At 71.2% G+C, this 16,709-nt stretch carries 13 protein-coding genes; 5 read left to right on the top strand and 8 right to left on the bottom strand.

Annotated elements, in window-relative coordinates:
• Positions 1 to 296 precede the first annotated feature (296 nt).
• Complete coding sequence (gene panB, locus ABZ930_RS13140) at positions 297 to 1,178, bottom strand: 3-methyl-2-oxobutanoate hydroxymethyltransferase (protein ID WP_361546067.1); 882 nt, start codon at positions 1,176 to 1,178, stop codon at positions 297 to 299.
• Between the two features lie 195 nt (positions 1,179 to 1,373).
• Between panB and ABZ930_RS13135 the strand changes: the two genes are divergently transcribed.
• From ABZ930_RS13135 to ABZ930_RS13120, 4 genes are all read left to right on the top strand, one after another.
• On the top strand, positions 1,374 to 2,969 hold the full coding sequence (locus tag ABZ930_RS13135; protein ID WP_361546064.1) for a DHA2 family efflux MFS transporter permease subunit: 1,596 nt from the start codon (positions 1,374 to 1,376) through the stop codon (positions 2,967 to 2,969).
• Between the two features lie 128 nt (positions 2,970 to 3,097).
• Positions 3,098 to 3,787, top strand: coding sequence for a TetR/AcrR family transcriptional regulator (locus ABZ930_RS13130; protein WP_361546061.1), 690 nt, complete (start codon positions 3,098 to 3,100; stop codon positions 3,785 to 3,787).
• A 205-nt stretch (positions 3,788 to 3,992) separates the two neighbouring features.
• Entirely contained in the window at positions 3,993 to 5,012 is a 1,020-nt protein-coding gene (locus ABZ930_RS13125) for an endonuclease/exonuclease/phosphatase family protein (protein ID WP_361546058.1), read from the top strand.
• Positions 5,013 to 5,141: 129 nt separating this feature from the next.
• Positions 5,142 to 6,362 carry an MFS transporter gene (locus ABZ930_RS13120; protein ID WP_361546055.1) on the top strand — a complete coding sequence of 407 codons (1,221 nt, stop codon included), beginning with the start codon at positions 5,142 to 5,144 and terminating at the stop codon, positions 6,360 to 6,362.
• A gap of 28 nt (positions 6,363 to 6,390) precedes the next feature.
• Here the strand turns inward: ABZ930_RS13120 and ABZ930_RS13115 are convergent, their stop codons facing one another.
• The 6 genes from ABZ930_RS13115 to ABZ930_RS13090 all read right to left on the bottom strand — a co-directional run bounded on the left by ABZ930_RS13115 (position 6,391) and on the right by ABZ930_RS13090 (position 13,156).
• Positions 6,391 to 8,022 carry a multicopper oxidase family protein gene (locus ABZ930_RS13115; RefSeq protein WP_361546052.1) on the bottom strand — a complete coding sequence of 544 codons (1,632 nt, stop codon included), beginning with the start codon at positions 8,020 to 8,022 and terminating at the stop codon, positions 6,391 to 6,393.
• A gap of 107 nt (positions 8,023 to 8,129) precedes the next feature.
• A complete protein-coding gene (locus ABZ930_RS13110; protein WP_361546049.1) occupies positions 8,130 to 8,564 on the bottom strand; it encodes a DUF6153 family protein in 435 nt (144 codons plus the stop codon).
• Positions 8,565 to 8,611: 47 nt separating this feature from the next.
• On the bottom strand, positions 8,612 to 9,658 hold the full coding sequence (locus ABZ930_RS13105; RefSeq protein WP_361546046.1) for a LacI family DNA-binding transcriptional regulator: 1,047 nt from the start codon (positions 9,656 to 9,658) through the stop codon (positions 8,612 to 8,614).
• Between the two features lie 71 nt (positions 9,659 to 9,729).
• Positions 9,730 to 11,379 carry an extracellular solute-binding protein gene (locus ABZ930_RS13100; RefSeq protein ID WP_361546043.1) on the bottom strand — a complete coding sequence of 550 codons (1,650 nt, stop codon included), beginning with the start codon at positions 11,377 to 11,379 and terminating at the stop codon, positions 9,730 to 9,732.
• A 35-nt stretch (positions 11,380 to 11,414) separates the two neighbouring features.
• Positions 11,415 to 12,305, bottom strand: coding sequence for a carbohydrate ABC transporter permease (locus ABZ930_RS13095; protein ID WP_361546040.1), 891 nt, complete (start codon positions 12,303 to 12,305; stop codon positions 11,415 to 11,417).
• The gene (locus ABZ930_RS13090) at positions 12,302 to 13,156 is read right to left on the bottom strand and encodes an ABC transporter permease subunit (protein ID WP_361546079.1); all 855 of its coding nucleotides are present in this window, start codon (positions 13,154 to 13,156) and stop codon (positions 12,302 to 12,304) included. Before ABZ930_RS13090 ends, ABZ930_RS13095 begins: the two co-directional genes overlap by 4 nt.
• 349 nt (positions 13,157 to 13,505) lie before the next feature.
• Here ABZ930_RS13090 and ABZ930_RS13085 point away from each other — a divergent pair, with 349 nt between their 5' ends.
• Positions 13,506 to 14,477: a hydroxyacid dehydrogenase gene (locus ABZ930_RS13085; protein ID WP_361546076.1), complete on the top strand. Its 972-nt coding sequence runs from the start codon at positions 13,506 to 13,508 to the stop codon at positions 14,475 to 14,477.
• Positions 14,478 to 14,685: 208 nt separating this feature from the next.
• Here ABZ930_RS13085 and ABZ930_RS13080 read toward each other — a convergent pair whose 3' ends face one another.
• Entirely contained in the window at positions 14,686 to 16,620 is a 1,935-nt protein-coding gene (locus tag ABZ930_RS13080) for a S53 family peptidase (protein ID WP_361546037.1), read from the bottom strand.
• Positions 16,621 to 16,709: the final 89 nt, after the last annotated feature.

Raw genomic sequence — 16,709 nt, 5'->3', positions numbered from 1 at the left:
GCCGCCAGCCAGCTGTGCGACCGGCTCGAAGCGGCGGGCATGATCCGCCGGGTACCCCCGCCGACCAACCGTCGCACGATCGGCCTGAGACGGGGAGCCGCCGACGGCGGGAAGCCCCACAGGAGGACCAGGACCGTTCGCCGACAACGCACTCGCACGGGTGGCTGCGGGTGGGTATCGAACGATGCGCAGGCCGAAGGCCGCGCCGAGCACCCGCCACGAAAACGGCCGCGGCCCGCCGACGGGGGAAGATCGGCGGGCCGCGTTGGTGCCGCTATGGCTCAAGGGGGGATGGATCAGTGCACGGAGTGCTCCTCCAGGGGGAACGTTCCGCCAACCACGTCCTCCGCAAACGCCTTCGCCGCGTCGGACATCACGGACCGCAGATTGGCGTACGTCTTCACGAAGCGCGGCATCTTCCCGCCGGTGAGGCCGAGCGCGTCCGTCCAGACCAGGACCTGCGCGTCCGTCTCCGGACCGGCCCCGATCCCGACCGTGGGGATGTGCAGGATCCGCGTCACCTCGGCCGCGAGCTCCGCCGGAACCAGCTCCAGGACGACCGCGAACGCGCCCGCGTCCTGCACCGCCTTCGCGTCCCGCAGCAACTGCTGCGCGGCCTCCTCGCCGCGGCCCTGCACGCGGTACCCCTGCGTGTTGACCGACTGCGGGGTCAGGCCGATGTGTGCCATGACCGGGATGCCGGCCTCGGTGAGCAGCTTGATCTGGGAGTGCGAGCGCTCGCCGCCCTCCAGCTTGACGGCGCCGACCCCGGCCTCCTTCACCAGCCGCATCGCCGACCGCAGCGCCTGCGTCGGGCTCTCCTGGTACGAGCCGAACGGCAGGTCGCCCACGATCATCGCGCGCGACGTGCCGCGTACGACGGCGGCCGAGAGCATGATCATCTGGTCCAGGGTGACCGGGACCGTGGTGTCGTAGCCGAGGTGACAGTTGCCCGCCGAGTCGCCGACCAGCATCACCGGGATGCCCGACTCGTCGAAGACCGAGGCCGTCATCGCGTCGTACGCGGTCAGCATCGGCCACTTCTCGCCCCGCTCCTTGGCGAGCGAGATGTCGCGCACCGTGATGCGCCGGCTGCTGGTGCCTCCGTACAGCGCCTTGGGATTGCTGCTGTCGGTGGACTGCTTCTGGGCAGCCTGGAGTGGCGTGTGTTGCGTCATCGCAACCGCTCCTTCAATTCCGTCGTCTCGAGGCGCCCTGACGGCGTCCCCGGATCACCTCCATGGTGGCACCCGGTGTCGCTCCGGCGCCAGGGGCCACCGCCGCGTAAAGCCCCGGTAAGGGATTCGCCCGGAAATTTTCAATACTTCCAATACGAGACGGGGCCGTATCGAAATGAGCCTAGGCTCGTACACATGACCACTCCCGCCGTTCCCGCGGCTCCCCGGATACCGGAGGCCGTGCATCGCCGTCGCTGGGCGATCCTCGGTGTGCTCATGCTGAGCCTGCTGATCGTCGTCCTCGACAACTCCATCCTGAACGTCGCGATCAAGACGATCTCGACCCCCGCGCCCACCGGTCTCGGCGCCACCCAGAGCGAGCTGGAGTGGGCGATCAACGCGTACACCCTGGTCTTCGCCGGGCTGCTGTTCACCGCCGGACTCCTCGGCGACCGGCTCGGCCGCAAGAAGGTCCTCATCGGCGGACTCGTGGTGTTCGGCGTCGGCTCCGCGCTCGCCGCCGAGTCCGGCACGCCGGTCCAGCTCATCGCGTTCCGCGCGGTGATGGGCCTCGGCGCCGCCTTCGTCATGCCGGCCACGCTCGCCGTGCTGATGAACGTCTTCGAGCGCGAGGAGCAGCCGAAGGCCATCGGCATCTGGGCCGGCGGCGTCGGCCTCGCCATCGCCATCGGCCCGATCACCGGCGGACTGCTGCTCGACCACTTCTGGTGGGGCTCGGTCTTCCTGGTGAACGTGCCGATCGTGATCCTCGCCGTGATCCTGATGCTCGCCCTGGTGCCCGACTCCAAGGACCCGAAGCCGGGCCGGATCGACCTGATCGGCGTCGTGCTGTCCATCGTCGGTCTCGTGCTGCTGGTCTACGGGATCATCAAGGGCGGCGACGAGGGCGACTTCACCGGCCCCAAGGTCCTCGCGACGATCGTCGCGGGTCTCGTCGTCCTCGCCGCGTTCGTGCTCTACGAGAAGCGCAGCGACCACCCGTCGATCGACATCGACTACTTCAAGAACAAGGTCTTCTCGGCGGCGATCGCCGCGATCGCGCTGGTCTTCTTCGCGCTGATGGGCGTCACGTTCTTCTCGGTCTTCTACACGCAGAGCGTGCGCGGCTACTCCCCGCTGCAGACCGGCGCCCTGATGCTGCCGCTCGCCGTGGCCCAGCTGATCTTCGCGCCGCGGGCCAGGCTCGTCGTCGAGAAGATCGGCGTGAAGGCCACGACCACGGGCGGCCTCGTGCTGCTCGCCGGGATGCTCGCCGCGTTCACGATCCTCGACGCCGGCACCCCGATCTGGCTCCTGGAAGTCATCTTCTTCCTCATGGGCACGGGCATGGCGCACGTGATGACGCCGACCAGCGTCGTCATCATGCAGGCGCTGCCGCGCGAGAAGGCGGGCTCCGCGTCCGCGCTGAGCAACACCTTCCGGCAGGTCGGCGGCGCGCTCGGCATCGCTGTCCTGGGCTCGGTGCTCTCGACCACGTACCGCAACGGCATCGAGGACAAGCTCGGCCTGCTGCCGGCCGGGGTGCGCGACACCGCGGGCGCGTCCATCGAGGCCACCCTCGGTGTCGCCGAGAAGATCGGGCCGCGCGCCCAGGGCCTGGTCGGCGCGGCCAACGACTCGTTCCTGCACGCCATGCACGTCACCGCGCTGTGGGGAGCGGCCATCGCGCTGCTCAGCGCCGTGGTCACCGGGCTCTTCCTGCCGGGCAGGGCGCCCGCCGGGCCCACCACCCGGAGCGACGAGCCGGAGAAGGTCGGCACGGGCGGCTGAGCCCGGTGCACCGGGGCGGACGACGCTGGGACAATCGCCCCGGAGCCCGGTCGGAAGACTGGATTCCGGTCAGCGGGCCGCGGCCCGGTCGCGGGCCGGGTCCGGGGCCGGGGCGGACGATGCGCGAGGTGGAGACCGTGGGAAGCATGGAGGGCGTCGGTACGGGGCGCGGCGCGCGACGGACGGGACGGCATCCGCTGCCCGCCTCCCGGGTCCCGGCCCCGGACGGCGCGGCGCCAACCCGGGGGCGCCCGCGCAGCGAGGCCGTCGAACTGGCCATCGTCGAGGGCGTCGTCCGGCTCCTGGAGGAGGGGGTGCCGCTCGCCGAGCTGTCCATCGAGCGCATCGCCCGTACCGCGGGCGTCGGCAAGGCCACCATCTACCGGCGCTGGTCCGGCAAGGAGGAGCTCTTCGTCGACGTGGTCGCCTCCATCGAGGAGCCCGACCCCGACCTGCCCGGCACCTCGCTCCGCGACGACCTGGTCCGGCTCCTGGAGCACATGCGCCGGCGCGGCCTCAACCTGCGCACCTCGGCCCTGCTGCACAACGTCTTCGCCCAGATGAAGACCCTGCCGAAGCTCTGGGACGCGTACCACTCGGTCGTCGTCGAACCCCGGCGCCGCCTCCTGTACGACGTGCTGCGGCGCGGCGTCGCCGACGGCGAACTCCCGGCCGGGATCGACGTCGAGCTGTCCGGGGACCTCTTCACCGGGCCGATGCTGCTGCGCACCATGATGCGGTCCGACGCGCCGCTGGCCGACGATCTGTCCGAACGCATCGTCGACACCGTGCTCGCGGGACTGAAGGCGCAGAGCTGAGTCCGGCGAATGTGCAGGTTTCGTCACAGAGAAGGCCATGAACCTCCACGACCGGAACTCCGCACGCCGCCTTGCTCGTCCTCGTGGCATGACGGTCGTCACCCAACCACCCCCTGAAGGGTGTGAGGGGACGGAAAGGCGCCGAGCATCGCCTAGGGTCGGACGCGAGGACGGCGGGCACGGCAGGCAGTGAGGCGACAAGGGCATGGCGCAGGCGTACGACGGCGGGGACGCCGAGGGTTCCGGGCGGCAGGGGCCGGGTGCTCGGCTGCGGCGCCTCGGGGAGCGGCTGCGACGCGATCGCGGGTACTGGCGGCGCGGCATCGTGCTGGCGGTCCTCGCGGTGCTGGTCGCGCTGGTGATGCTCTTCCACGCGCAGATCCCCAACACCATCGGCAACCTCGGCTCGTTGACCGAGACCTTCCTGCCGTGGCTGGGACTGTTCGTCCCGGTGCTGCTGATCCTCGCCCTCGTGCGGAGGTCGGCGACCGCGGTGATCGCGGTGCTGGTCCCGGTGATCGTGTGGTTCAGCGTCTTCGGCGGACTGCTCACCGACAAGCAGAAGAGCGGCGGTGACCTCACGGTCGCCACCCACAACGTCAACGCGGACAACCCCGACCCGACCGCCACGGCCAAGGACGTCGCCGCGTCGGGCGCCCAGGTCGTCGCGCTGGAGGAGTTGGCGAGCGACGCGCTGCCGACGTACAAGAAGGCGCTCGCGTCGACGTATCCGTACCACGCGGTCGAGGGCACCGTCGGGCTGTGGAGCAAGTACCCGCTCTCCGCCACTTCGCCCGTCGACATCAAGCTGGGCTGGACGCGCGCGCTGCGCACCACGGTCGCGACGCCCGAGGGCAAGGTGGCCGTGTACGTCGCCCACATGCCGTCGGTCCGGGTCAAGCTGGACTCCGGGTTCACCGCCAGCGAGCGCGACAAGAGCGCCGACGCCCTCGGTGAGGCCATCGCCCACGAACCGCTCGGCAAGGTCATCCTGCTCGGCGACCTCAACGGCACGATGAACGACCGCGCCCTGAGCCCCGTGACCGCCCAGATGCGCTCCACGCAGGGCGCGGCGGGCAGCGGCTTCGGGTTCAGCTGGCCGGCCGCGTTCCCGATGGCGCGGATCGACCAGATCATGGTCAAGGGCGTCGAGCCGGTGTCGTCGTGGACGCTGCCGAGGACCGGCAGCGACCATCTTCCGATCGCCGCGCGCGTGCGGGTGTGACGTAAGTCCGCTCCCGCGCACCATCGTGTACACACGGCTTTAACCTGCCGGAATACTGGATGCGTCAGGCTTTGTTCCGCCAGTAAACTTATGAGTTCCGCTCACTCCAGTACTCCGGGAAGATCCTTCATGCCCCTCGCCCTGCTCGCTCTCGCTGTGGGCGCCTTCGGCATCGGCACGACCGAGTTCGTGATGATGGGCCTGCTGCCCAATGTCGCCGACGACCTGCACATATCCATCCCCACCGCCGGACACCTCGTCTCCGCGTACGCGCTCGGCGTCGTCATCGGCGCCCCGCTGCTCGCCGCCCTCACCGCGCGGATGCCGCGCCGCCGGGTCCTGATCGGCCTGATGGTGCTGTTCGTCGCGGGCAACGCGGTGTCGGCCGCCGCCCCCGACTACCACTGGCTGATGGCCGCCCGCTTCGTCAGCGGCCTGCCGCACGGCGCGTTCTTCGGCGTCGGCGCCGTCGTCGCCACCTCGCTGGTGGCCCCCGAGCGCAAGGCCCGCTCGGTCTCCCTGATGTTCCTCGGCCTGACCGTCGCCAACATCATCGGCGTCCCCGTCGCCACCGCCATGGGGCAGCAGCTCGGCTGGCGCGCCACGTTCCTCGCGGTCAGCGCGATCGGCCTGGCCGCCATCGCGGCGCTGGCCGCGCTCGTCCCCGCCGACCACGGACACGGCGCGACCGTCGGCATCCGGGGCGAACTGCGCGCCCTGAAGTCGCTGCCGGTCTGGCTGGCCCTCGGCACCACGGTCGCCGGTTTCGGCGCGCTCTTCTCCGCGTACAGCTACATCACGCCGATGCTCACGGACGCCGCCGGATTCGCGGACTCCAGCGTGACGCTGCTCCTCGCTCTGTTCGGCGTCGGCGCCACCATCGGCAATCTGCTGGGCGGCCGCCTCGCCGACCACTCGCTGCGCGCCACGCTCTTCGGCGGACTGACGTCCCTGGGCGTGGTCCTCGCCTTCTTCCCGCTGCTGATGCGCTCCGAGTGGAGCGCCCCGCTGGGCGTGCTGCTGCTCGGCCTGACGGCGTTCGTCACCGGCTCGCCGCTCCAGCTGATGGTCATGGAGAAGGCCGCGTCGGCCCCCTCCCTGGCCTCCTCCGCCAACCAGGGCGCCTTCAACCTGGCCAACGCGGGCGGCGCCTGGATCGGCGGCCTCGCCCTGGCCGCGGGCTTCGGCGTCACCTCCCCGGCGCTCGCGGGCGCGGCCCTCGCCGTGCTCGGCCTCGCCGTGGCCGGGATCGCCTTCTCGGTCGACCGGCGACGGGAGCCCGCGCGGGCCGGACGGCTGGTGGCGGGCAGCGTCGCGCAGGCGGCCGAGGCGGAGTCCGTACGGAGCTGACACGGACCCCGCCGGGCGGCTCCCGGGATCAGGCCCGGTAGCCCAGCACCGTCATCATCCCCGCCTCCGAGTGGTAGACGTTGTGGCAGTGGAGCATCCACAGCCCCGGATTGTCGGCGTCGAAGTCCACCGTCAGCGTCCCGTTCGGCAGCACGATCGCGGTGTCCTTGCGGGGACCGCCCGCCACGTTCGCCAGGGCGAACGTGTGGCCGTGCAGATGGACCGGGTGCCACATCGCGGTCGAGTTGGCGAGGACGAGACGGACCCGTTCGCCCGCGCGCACCGGGTGCCGCCGGTCCGCCGTGTACGGCTTCTTGTCGAACGCCCAGTCGTACTCGGCCATCCCGCCCGTCAGTTGGAGCCGGACCGTGCGGTCCGGCTCGCGGGCGGGGAGCGCCACCTCGTCCGCCGCCCGCAGCCTGTCGGCCGTCAACAGGCGGCCGTCCAGCTCCTTCGGACGGGCCGACGCGGCGGGCGCCGACCCGGCGCCCGTGCGCAGCACCGCCAGCGCGGACGCCTTCTTGCCCTCCGCCAGCGCCGTCAGCGGGAAGACGCCGTCGCCCGCCGTGACCAGGACGTCGTACCGCTCGCCCATGCCGAGCAGCAGCGCGTCCGTCGTCGCGTGCCGGACCGGGAAGCCGTCCGTGTGCGTCACCGTCATCGCGTGACCGCCGAGCGCGACCCGGAAGGCCGTGTCGCCGCCCGCGTTGATGAAACGGATGCGGATGCGGTCGCCGGGGCGGGCCCGGAAGGAGGAAGGGGCCTTCGGGGTACGGCCGTTGACGACGTAGTACGGGTAGGCCACGTCGCCCGCGTCACCGCCCAGCAGATCGCTGGTGGCGCCCATCATCATGCGGGACGGGCCGGCCGGGCCCGAGGGGCCGGGGGAGGCCGTCCCGGCCGTCGTCGACATGCCGCCCATCCCTGACATGCCGTGCCCGGAGTGGCCGGAGCCGCCGCCCATGCCCATCCCCGCGCGCAGCTCCTTCAGGACCGCGTCCGGAGTCGAGCCGTCCACCCCGTCGACCCAGTCGTCGAGGACGACCACCCACTCCTTGTCGTAGGAGAGGGGCTCCCTGGGGTCGTCGACGACGAGCGGGGCGTACAGGCCGCGGTCCTGCTGGGTGCCCGAGTGCGGATGGAACCAGTACGTGCCCGGGTGCGCGACCTTGAAGCGGTACGTGAAGTCGGCGCCCGGTGCGACCGGCCGCTGGGTGACGCCGGGGACGCCGTCCATGTCGTTGCGCAGGGCCAGGCCGTGCCAGTGCAGGGACGTGGGCTCCGGGAGGTGGTTGGCGAGGGTGAGGGCGAGGGTGTCGCCCGCGGTCACCCGCACCTCCTTGCCGGGCAGTTCACCCCCGTACGACCAGGAGTCGACGGTGCGCCCGCCCAGGTCGAGCCGGGTCGCGGCGGCGGTGAGGGAGACCTTCCGGAGCCGGCCGCCCGAGCCGCGCCGCCGCTCGGCCGCGGCGACCTCCGGGCCGGCCGGATCGACGTAGCCCGCGGGCGGCGCACCGTGGTTCGCGTGCCCGGAGTCGGAGCCCGAGCCGTCGCCGGAGCAGGCGGCCAGAACTCCCGTACCGGCCACGGCGATCGACGCGCCGAGAAGAGTGCGGCGGGTGATCCGGGAGGGCTGGGGGGATTGCGGAGTGTTGCGCATGACTGAGTCACACCTCGATGTCGGTGTCGTGCTGCGTGCTGTGCCGAACGCGTCCGCTGCTTCGGGCCTACCTGATCCGGGCAGGCCGAGGCAGCCGGGGCGCGGACCTATATGCGCAGCACCGACAGGAGCGACAACGACGTACGGGGCGGGGGAGGACGCGGGCGGTGCGCGTGGCCCGGGCCGCGCAGCGCGGGCCCGAGCGCAACTTCGGACGCGGGCGGCAGCGGCGTCGCCGCGAGCAACAGCAGCAGCGTGAAGGAGCCGAGCACCGCCAGACACACGCTCAGCGGGTCCATGCCCGTCCCGACGCCGCCCGGCTTCCCGTGCTCGTGCGCCACGACCGTAGGGGCCTCCACGACGGGCTCCGACATCGCACCGGACATCGCCATGCCGTGCTCCGACGCCATGGCGTGCCCCGTCGGATGCCCCAGCGTGTGCATCCCGACGATCCCGAGGAGCAGGGCCACGAACAGCAGCAGCCGACCGCCGGGGCGGACACCCGGGCGGCCACTCGACGGCGTGGTCGGCTGCGGCGGCACAGCCCGCACCTTACCCCCGCCAGGTATGCGCACCGGGCGGCGGATCCCTACGGCCGCACCCGCCCCACGCTCTCCCGCACCACGATGTGCGTCCCCAGCAGATGGCGCTGCTGGCTGGTGCGGCCCGCGCCGTCGAGGGCCAGGCGGACCGCCGTGCGGCCCAGTTCCTCGCCGGGGATGTGGACCGTGGTCAGGGCCGGGGTGATGTCGGCGGCGACGGGGTCGTCGTTGTAGCCGACCACCGAGATGTCCTCGGGGACCCGCAGCCCGTACTCCGCGAGCGCCTTGATCGCGGCGGCGGCGACCCGGTCGTCGCCCGCGAAGACCGCCGTGAAGTCCGGCTTCCCGTCGCGCTTGCGGAGCAGGTCGCGGATCGCCTCGTCGCCGTTGAACTGGCCGAAGCCGACGCCGTGCAGCAGCGCCTCCGAGCGCGGCACCCCGTGGTCCTCCAAGGCGCGCAGATAGCCGCGGACCCGGTCCTCGCCGGTGGTGTTGCCCGGCTGGTAGCCGATCAGCGCGATCCTGCGGTGCCCCGCGCCGAGCAGATGGCTGGTGATGGCGTGGGCGCCCGCCTCGTTGTCGTACTCGACGACGAGCGCGGGCACGTCGGGCGCGGGCGCCGGACGGCCGCACAGCACCAGGCGCGAACCGGCGGCGGCCAGCGACTGCGCGTACCGGGCCATCCGCTCCCGGTACTCGTCGTCCTCCACGACCCCGCCGACCAGCACGACCGCCTCCGCCGCCTGCTCGCGCATCATCTGCACCAGGGCCAGCTCGCGGGCCGGGTCCGCGCCCGTGGACGCCACGAGCGTGAGCCGGTCGTGCCGGGCCGCCTCCATCTCCACGCCCTGCGCCACGGCCGCGTAGAACGAACTCACCACGTCGAGCATCAGCACCGCGATGGTCTTGCGGCCCGCGCCCGCGAGCGCGCGGGCGTGCGCGTTCGCCACGTAGTCCAGGTCCTTCGCCGCGCGCAGCACCTTCGCGCGGGAGGCGGCCGAGGTCGGGTAGGAGCCCGCGAGCACCCGCGACACCGTCGCCACCGAGACGCCCGCCCGTGCCGCCACGTCCCGGATGGTGACCTTCTCGCCCACTCGTCTGTCCCCTTCGGTCTGTCGTGGTGCGGGGCGGGCCCGCCCCGCACCATCATCGCGCGCGGTCCGGATCAGTGGGCCGCCGCGTACTCCTCGCCGAACTCCTCGATGACCTTCTTTCCGCCCTGCGCCTGCCACTTGGCGTAGACGGCGTCCCAGTCGGAGAGCTTCTTGCGGCCGCTGACGATCGCGGTGACCCCGTCGTCGAAGAGCTGCTGGAGCGCGGTGCCCTGCTTGTTGTACGTGTCCGACTGGAGGCCGTAGCGGATGTTCGGCTGCATCAGCGGGACGACCTTCTTCTGCCAGGCGTGCAGCCGCTTCACGACGTCCGGGGTGCCGGGCGCGTAGAGGACCTGCGGGGCGTCGCTGAGGTACATGAACGGCACGTTGGTCTTCGACTCGACCAGGCCCAGCTCGGTGGCGATCGGGTTGTTGTCCTTGTCCCGCTTGAAGTGCGTGCCCTCCAGGCCGAAGTGGGTGAGCTCGTACTCCTCGGTGCCGAACGGCGCGGCCAGGTAGTCGAGGACGCGCAGGATCAGCTCGATCCGGTCCTTCGACGCCTTCTTGATGACGGTGGTGCCGAAACAGCCCTGGCTCTGCTGGTAGCGGGTGGTCGCGCCGTCGACCGTGTACGGCACGAACGCGTCCAGGTCGAAGGCGTCCTTGATGCCCTGCGCGGCGCCCGGGTAGGCGAGGAAGCCGTCGGTCATGGACAGCACCGAGCCGTTCCAGAACTGCGTCTTCAGGTCGACCTGGGAGACCGAGGTGGCCTCTGGGTAGTACGAGCCCTGCGCGCGCAGCTTCGTCAGGTACTCCAGGGTCGCCCGGAACTCGTCGGAGGCGCCCCAGTGCACCGCCTTGCCGCCCTCGATCGCGAACTCGTTCGGCGCGCCGAACCAATTGGCGTGCGTCTTGTAGCCGAAGTACGAGGTCGTCGACGCGCCCAGCGCCCACTTCTTGCCGCTGGTGCCCGCCTTGGCCATCGCCGTGAAGTCGTCGGAGGTCATGCCCGGCTGGTAGCCGGCCTTCGTCAGTGCCCCGCGGTTGAAGTACAGGGTGTCCTGCGGCTTGGGCCGCTCGACGGGGATGCCGTAGATGCGGCCGGAGACCCGGCCCATGCCCTCCCAGGCGTAGGTGGGGATGCCGGCCAGGTTCGGGTACTTCGCGACGGCGTCGCCCGACAGGTACTCGGTGAGGTCGGCGCACCGGGTCTTCATGAACTGGGCCTGGCGCGGCAGGACGTAGCCGCCGCCGAGGTTGATGACGTCGGGGATGTCGTCCCCGGCGAACACGGTCGCCATCTTGGCGCGGTAGTCGGCGTCGGCGACCACGGTGAACTCGACCTCGACGCCCAGCGCCTCGTTGACCGCCGCCCAGTACTTGTTCTGCGCCGCGGGCTTGGGCGGGGTGCCGTACGTGATGGTCATGACTCTGATCTTCTGCTTGCCGGTGCCCGGCTTCTCCGCGACCGCCTTCACCAGGTCGGACGGATAGCGGGTGAAGCCGGCCTGCACGCCCTCGGCGGTCGCGGCCAGGTCCGGCGCCGCGCCCTTCGAAGGGGTGTACGTGGGCCAGGCCGCCGCCTTCTTGCCCGCGTTGGAGACGTCGCCGCCGCCCGCGGTCTCGGTGGAGCAGGCGGTCAGCACGGAGGGGGCGGCCAGCGCGGCGCCGCCGACGGCGATGGAGCGCAGCAGAGTACGGCGCGAGAGGTTCGCGGACATGGTGGAGAACCCTTCTGGGGTGAGGTGTCGGGGGCTCAGCTCTTGATGGCGCCGGTGAGCACGCCCTTGGTGAAGTACTTCTGGAGGAAGGGGTAGACGATCAGGATCGGCACGGTCGCGATCACGAGGACGGCCATCTGCGTCGTCTGCGGCGCCGAGACCATGCCCGCCTCGCTCAGGCCCGTGTCGGCGATCTGGGCGCCCCCGATCACGTACATGCGCAGCACCTGCGACAACGGCCAGTGGTCGGACTCCAGGTAGATGGAGGCGTTGAACCAGGAGTTCCAGTAGCTGACCGCGTAGAAGAGGCCGACGACCGCGAGGGCGGCCTTCGACAGCGGCAGCGCGATCCGCCAGAACGTGGCCCAGTCACCGGCCCCGTCGAGCCGGGCCGCCTCGTACAGCTCCTCCGGGATGCCCTGGAAGAAGCCGCGCAGGACGACCAGGTTGAAGACGTTGATGAGGACCGGCGCGACGATCGCCGCGTACATGTTCTCCAGGCCGAGCCCCTTGACCAGCAGGAACGCCGGGATCATGCCGGGCGGGAAGAGGAACGTGAACAGCACGAGCAGCAGCACGGGCTTGCCGCCGAAGACGCCGGGGCGGCTGAGCGCGTAGGCGAGGCACGCGGTGCACGCCAGCGACAGGAACGTGCCGACGACGGTGATGGCGACGCTCACGCCCAGCGCGTGCGTCACGATGCCGCCGGAGAGGATGTTCCGGTACGCGCGCAGGCTCGGGTCGGTCGGCCACAGCACCCAGCCGCCGTTGGCCACGACCTCCTGGTTGGAGGCGAGCGACGTGGAGACGATCACCAGGAACGGTACGAGGACGAGCGCGAGCAGGACGAGCACCGCGAGGCCCTTGGCGGCCTTGGTGACGGGCTTCGGCCTCTCCCGCCACGCCGGACGGACTGCGGTGCTCACTTGTAGACCCCCTGCTCGCCGAGCTTGTGCGCGATGCGGTTGGCGACGTAGACGAGGAGGGCGCCGACCAGGCCCTTGAAGAGGCCGGCCGCGGCGGCGTAGCCGGTGTCGCCGCCGACGATGCCCTGCCAGTAGACGAAGGTGTCGAGGACCTCGCCGACCTCCGGGCCCACCGACTGCCGCTGGAGCAGCATCTGTTCGAAGCCGACGGAGAGGATGTCGCCGAGCCGCATGATGAGCAGCAGGACGACGATGGGCCGGATCGAGGGCAGCGTGACGTGCCAGAAGCGGCGCCAGGGTCCGGCCCCGTCGATGGCGGCGGCCTCGTACTGCTGCTCGTCGACCTGCATCAGCGCGGCCAGGAAGATGATGGTGCCCCAGCCGGCGTCCTTCCAGATCACCTCGGCGACGACCAGCGGCCGGTAGGCGTCCGGGTTGCCGATGATGTCGACGGTGTGCAGGCCCGAATCGCTGAGGAAGCTGTTCAACAGGCCCGTGTCGGACAGGACTTGCTGGAACAGGGCGACCACGATCACCCACGACAGGAAGTGCGGCAGGTAGACCACGGACTGTACGAAGCGGCGCACGAGGTCCGAGGTCAGGCTGTGCAGCAGCAGCGCGATCGCCAGCGGCACGGGGAAGTAGAAGGCCAGTTGCAGCACGGCGATGTAGAGGGTGTTCCACGTCGCGTGCCAGAAGTCCGGGTCGGCGAACATCCGGCTGAAGTTGCCGAAGCCGACCCAGGGACTGCCCCACAGTCCGGCGAACGGGTCGTACTCCTTGAACGCCACGACGTTGCCCACGAAGGCGCCGTAGTGGAAGACCAGGAAGTACAGCAGGCCCGGGACCATGAGCAGCAGCAGCGTACGGCTGCCGTGAAACCGTTTCCACACCGAATCACGCGGGCTTATCCCGCCAGTTGACCCGTTTTGTGGCCCGTCAGGGGGCTCCACCACCCCGGTCTCGGGCCTTTCCTTCGCCACCGTGGGCACGGGAACCCCTCCGTCGTTGGAACAAGGTGAGCGGGAATCTAAAACGGTTACAGAAGCCGGTCAACCCCCTTGGCCCCATGAACTATTGGTCCCGTGCAGGACTGGCGCTCAGCTCGCTGACACGCTTTAGTAACCGGTTACATAGACAGTCGAGGACAAGAGGTGGGACCGAGTGACGACGGCATACCGACCGACCGCGGCGCTGGCCATGGGTGCCGAGGTGGTGGAGCGGGTCTTCCCGCCGGGGCTGCGCGCGCGGCTCGGCCGGAGCGTGCGGCTCGCCCCGCGCCTGCTGACCGGACCGCTCGACGGCCCCGGCGCGGCCGAGGTGCTCGCCACCACGGAGGTCCTGGTCACCGGCTGGTCCTGCCCGCCGCTCACGACCCAAGTGCTGTCCCGCGCACCGCGGTTGAAGGCCGTCGTGCACGCGGCGGGCTCGGTGCGGCCGCTGGTCACGGACGCGGTGTGGGAGCGCGGCCTGCTGGTGTCGTCGGCGGCCGACGCCAACGCCGGGCCGGTCGTCGCCTTCACCGTCGCCGCGGTCACCTTCGCGGCGAAGAACGCACTGGCCACTGCGGCCCGCTATGCCGGTGCCTGGCCGCGCTTCGACGAGCGCAGCGGGTCGGACGGCTGCACGGTGGGCGTCATCGGGGCGTCCCGGATCGGCCGCCGGGTGATCGAGGCGCTGCGCGCGGACGCGGCGGGCTACCGGATCCTGCTGTGCGACCCGTACGTCGACGAGGCGGAGGCCGCCCGGCTCGGCGCGGAGCTGACGGATCTCGCCGGGCTGTGCCGGCGCAGCGCCGTCGTCAGCGTGCACGCGCCCGAACTCCCGGAGACGCGCGGGCTGATGAGCGCCGGGATGCTCCGCCTGATCCCCGACGGCGGCACGCTGGTCAACACCGCGCGCGGCTCACTGGTCGACACCGAGGCGCTGGCCGCCGAGTGCGCGGGGGGCCGTCTCTCGGCCTTCCTCGACGTCACCGAGCCGGAGCCGCTGCCCGCCGGGCATCCGCTGCTCACGCTGCCGAACGTGCTGGTCACTCCGCACATCGCCGGGGCGCAGGGCACCGAGGTGGAGCGACTCGGGCGGTTCGCCGTGGAGGAGGTGGAACGCTTCGTCGCCGGGCGGGAGCTGGCCGGGCTGATGTCGCGGGGGGATCTGGCGCGGGTTGCTTGATCGCGGGTGGATTGGTGCGGGCCCGTCGCGCGGTTCCCCGCGCCCCTGGGTTGTCGGTCGGGTGCGGGCCGGTGGGGCTTCTCGCGCAGTTCCCCGCGCCCCTACGGGGCGCGCCCCTGGAGATCGCGCACGCGGTGCGCATCTCCAGGGGCGCGGGGAACTGCGCGGCCAGCCACCACCGGCCCGCAGTCCACCAGCTACCGAACCATCAGTGCCGGCGGAAGGACGACACGTACCCCGGCGCCGGCGACCCGACCCCGGTGACGTCGTCGTAGCCGCGAACGGCCTTCAGCGAGGCGTCCTTGCCCAGGCTGCGCACAGACGTGAGCAGCCCGTCGGCGGCGTCGTACCCGTTGGCGAAGTCCACGCGGGCCACGGCGAGGTTCTTGCCGGTCGGCTTGTCCGTCACGTCGTGGTAGATCGAGGACCCGTAACGGTCGTAGATCGCCGGGTTGGCGAAGCCGATGGCCCGCCCGCCCCGCGTCTGCTGCGCCAGCGCCTGAACGCCCGCGATCACCGGAGCCGCCAGCGACGTACCGCCGATGCGGTACTCGTCGTAGCCGAGCGAGCCGTCGGGCAGGGTCTGCGTCTGGCCCACCAGGAAACCGGTGTTGGGGTCCGCGACGGCCGAGATGTCGGGCACGACACGGTTGCTGCCGCCGTTGGCCGACGACAGCGACTTCGGCACGACGCCCTTCTGGTAGAAGGGCTGCGCGACGGTCTTGCTGGTGCCGCCGCCCGCGCCGGAGGTGTAGGCGCCGGGGAAGCCGGTCCAGCTCTTGCCGTCGTCCGACAGGTTCGCCTTGAGCGTGCCCCAGCCGGTCTCGAACTGGTACTTGTCGTGCTTGCCGACGGCCAGCGAGGTACCGCCGACCGCGGTCACCCACGCCGAGTTGGCCGGGGTGTCGACCTGCTTCGTACCGGTGTTGGCGACCTCGTCGCCGTTGTCGCCGGAGGAGAAGTAGAAGCCGATGCCCTGGATCGCGCCGAGCTGGAACACCTGGTCGTAGGCGGTGGCCAGTTCGGGCGTCTGGTTGGCCTCGATGTCGCCCCACGAGTTGGAGACGATGTCGGCCAGGTGCTTGTCGACGATCTTGTGGAGCGAGTCCAGCAGGTCGTCGTCGTAGCAGGACGCGGCACCCACGTACGTGATGTCGGCCTGCGGGGCGACGGCGTGCACGGCCTCGACGTCGAGGGTCTCCTCGCCGTACCAGCCGGAGGCGCCGCACTCCTCGGTCTTCGTGTAGTTCTTCGGCAGGACCTGCTTCAACTGGCCCTTGCCGTACGGCGCGTCACCGTTCTTGGCCGCGTACTGCTTGGCGTCCTTCTCGATGTACGGCGAGGCGTAGGCGTCCGTGATGGCGACCCGGACCCCCTTGCCGGTGGCCTTGCCCGCGCCGTAGGCCGCCCGCAGCTGCTTGCCCGTGTAGCCCTTGACGGCGTACGGGATCTTCTGGCCGTAGGCCGAGGGCAGCGTCGAGCCGGTCTTGGAGCCGTAGTACGAGGAGAACGGTCCCGCGTTGCGGAACACCGCGTCCGGCGGCGGCAGTTCGTCCTTCTTGGTCGCCTTGTGCGGGGCGCTGTCCAGACCCGTCACGGTGAGCACGGCGCCGTCCAGCGAGGCCGGCACGGAGGCGGTGCCGGAGGGGGCGCGGTAGGTGTGCTTGCCCTTGGCGTAGTTGTGCAGCTGGGTGCCGAAGGCGCGCTCGGTGGCGGCCACGTCACCCGAGACGGAGACGTAGTGCGCCGTGGTGCCGGTGACCGTCAGACCGGAGTCCTTCAGCCACTGCGTGACCTCGGCGACCTGCGCCTTGGTCGCGCCGAAGCGGGCCTGTGCCTGGGCGGCGGTCAGATATTTGCCGTACGAGGCCGACGACGGGTCGGACACGGCCCGTGCGTACGCGGCCAGCCCCTTGGCGTCCCGGCCGGCCAGGTACACGCGGGCGGTGACCTTGTTGCCGTTCGCGGTGGCGCCCTGGTCCGCGGAGTTCGTGGCCCACGCCGGCTTGGTGCCGGTGAGGTGGTCGCGGGCGGTCGCGGCGTCGGCCGGGGTGGCGATCGCGAGAGCACCGGCGACCAGCGGCAGTGTCGCTGCGATGGCGACACCGGCGCGGTGGCGGCGTATGCCGCTGTTGGATCTCATAGTGGAAACCCCCTGGGTGAGGTGCACGTGTAATGCACACGCAGAGGGGTCCCACTCTCGTCACGAACCGTTCACGCGGGGGGAATGGA

Origin of the sequence: Streptomyces sp. NPDC046716 (genome assembly GCF_040645755.1) — a bacterium.
Lineage (GTDB): Bacteria > Actinomycetota > Actinomycetes > Streptomycetales > Streptomycetaceae > Streptomyces.
This window is presented reverse-complemented; position numbering and strand designations above follow the sequence as displayed.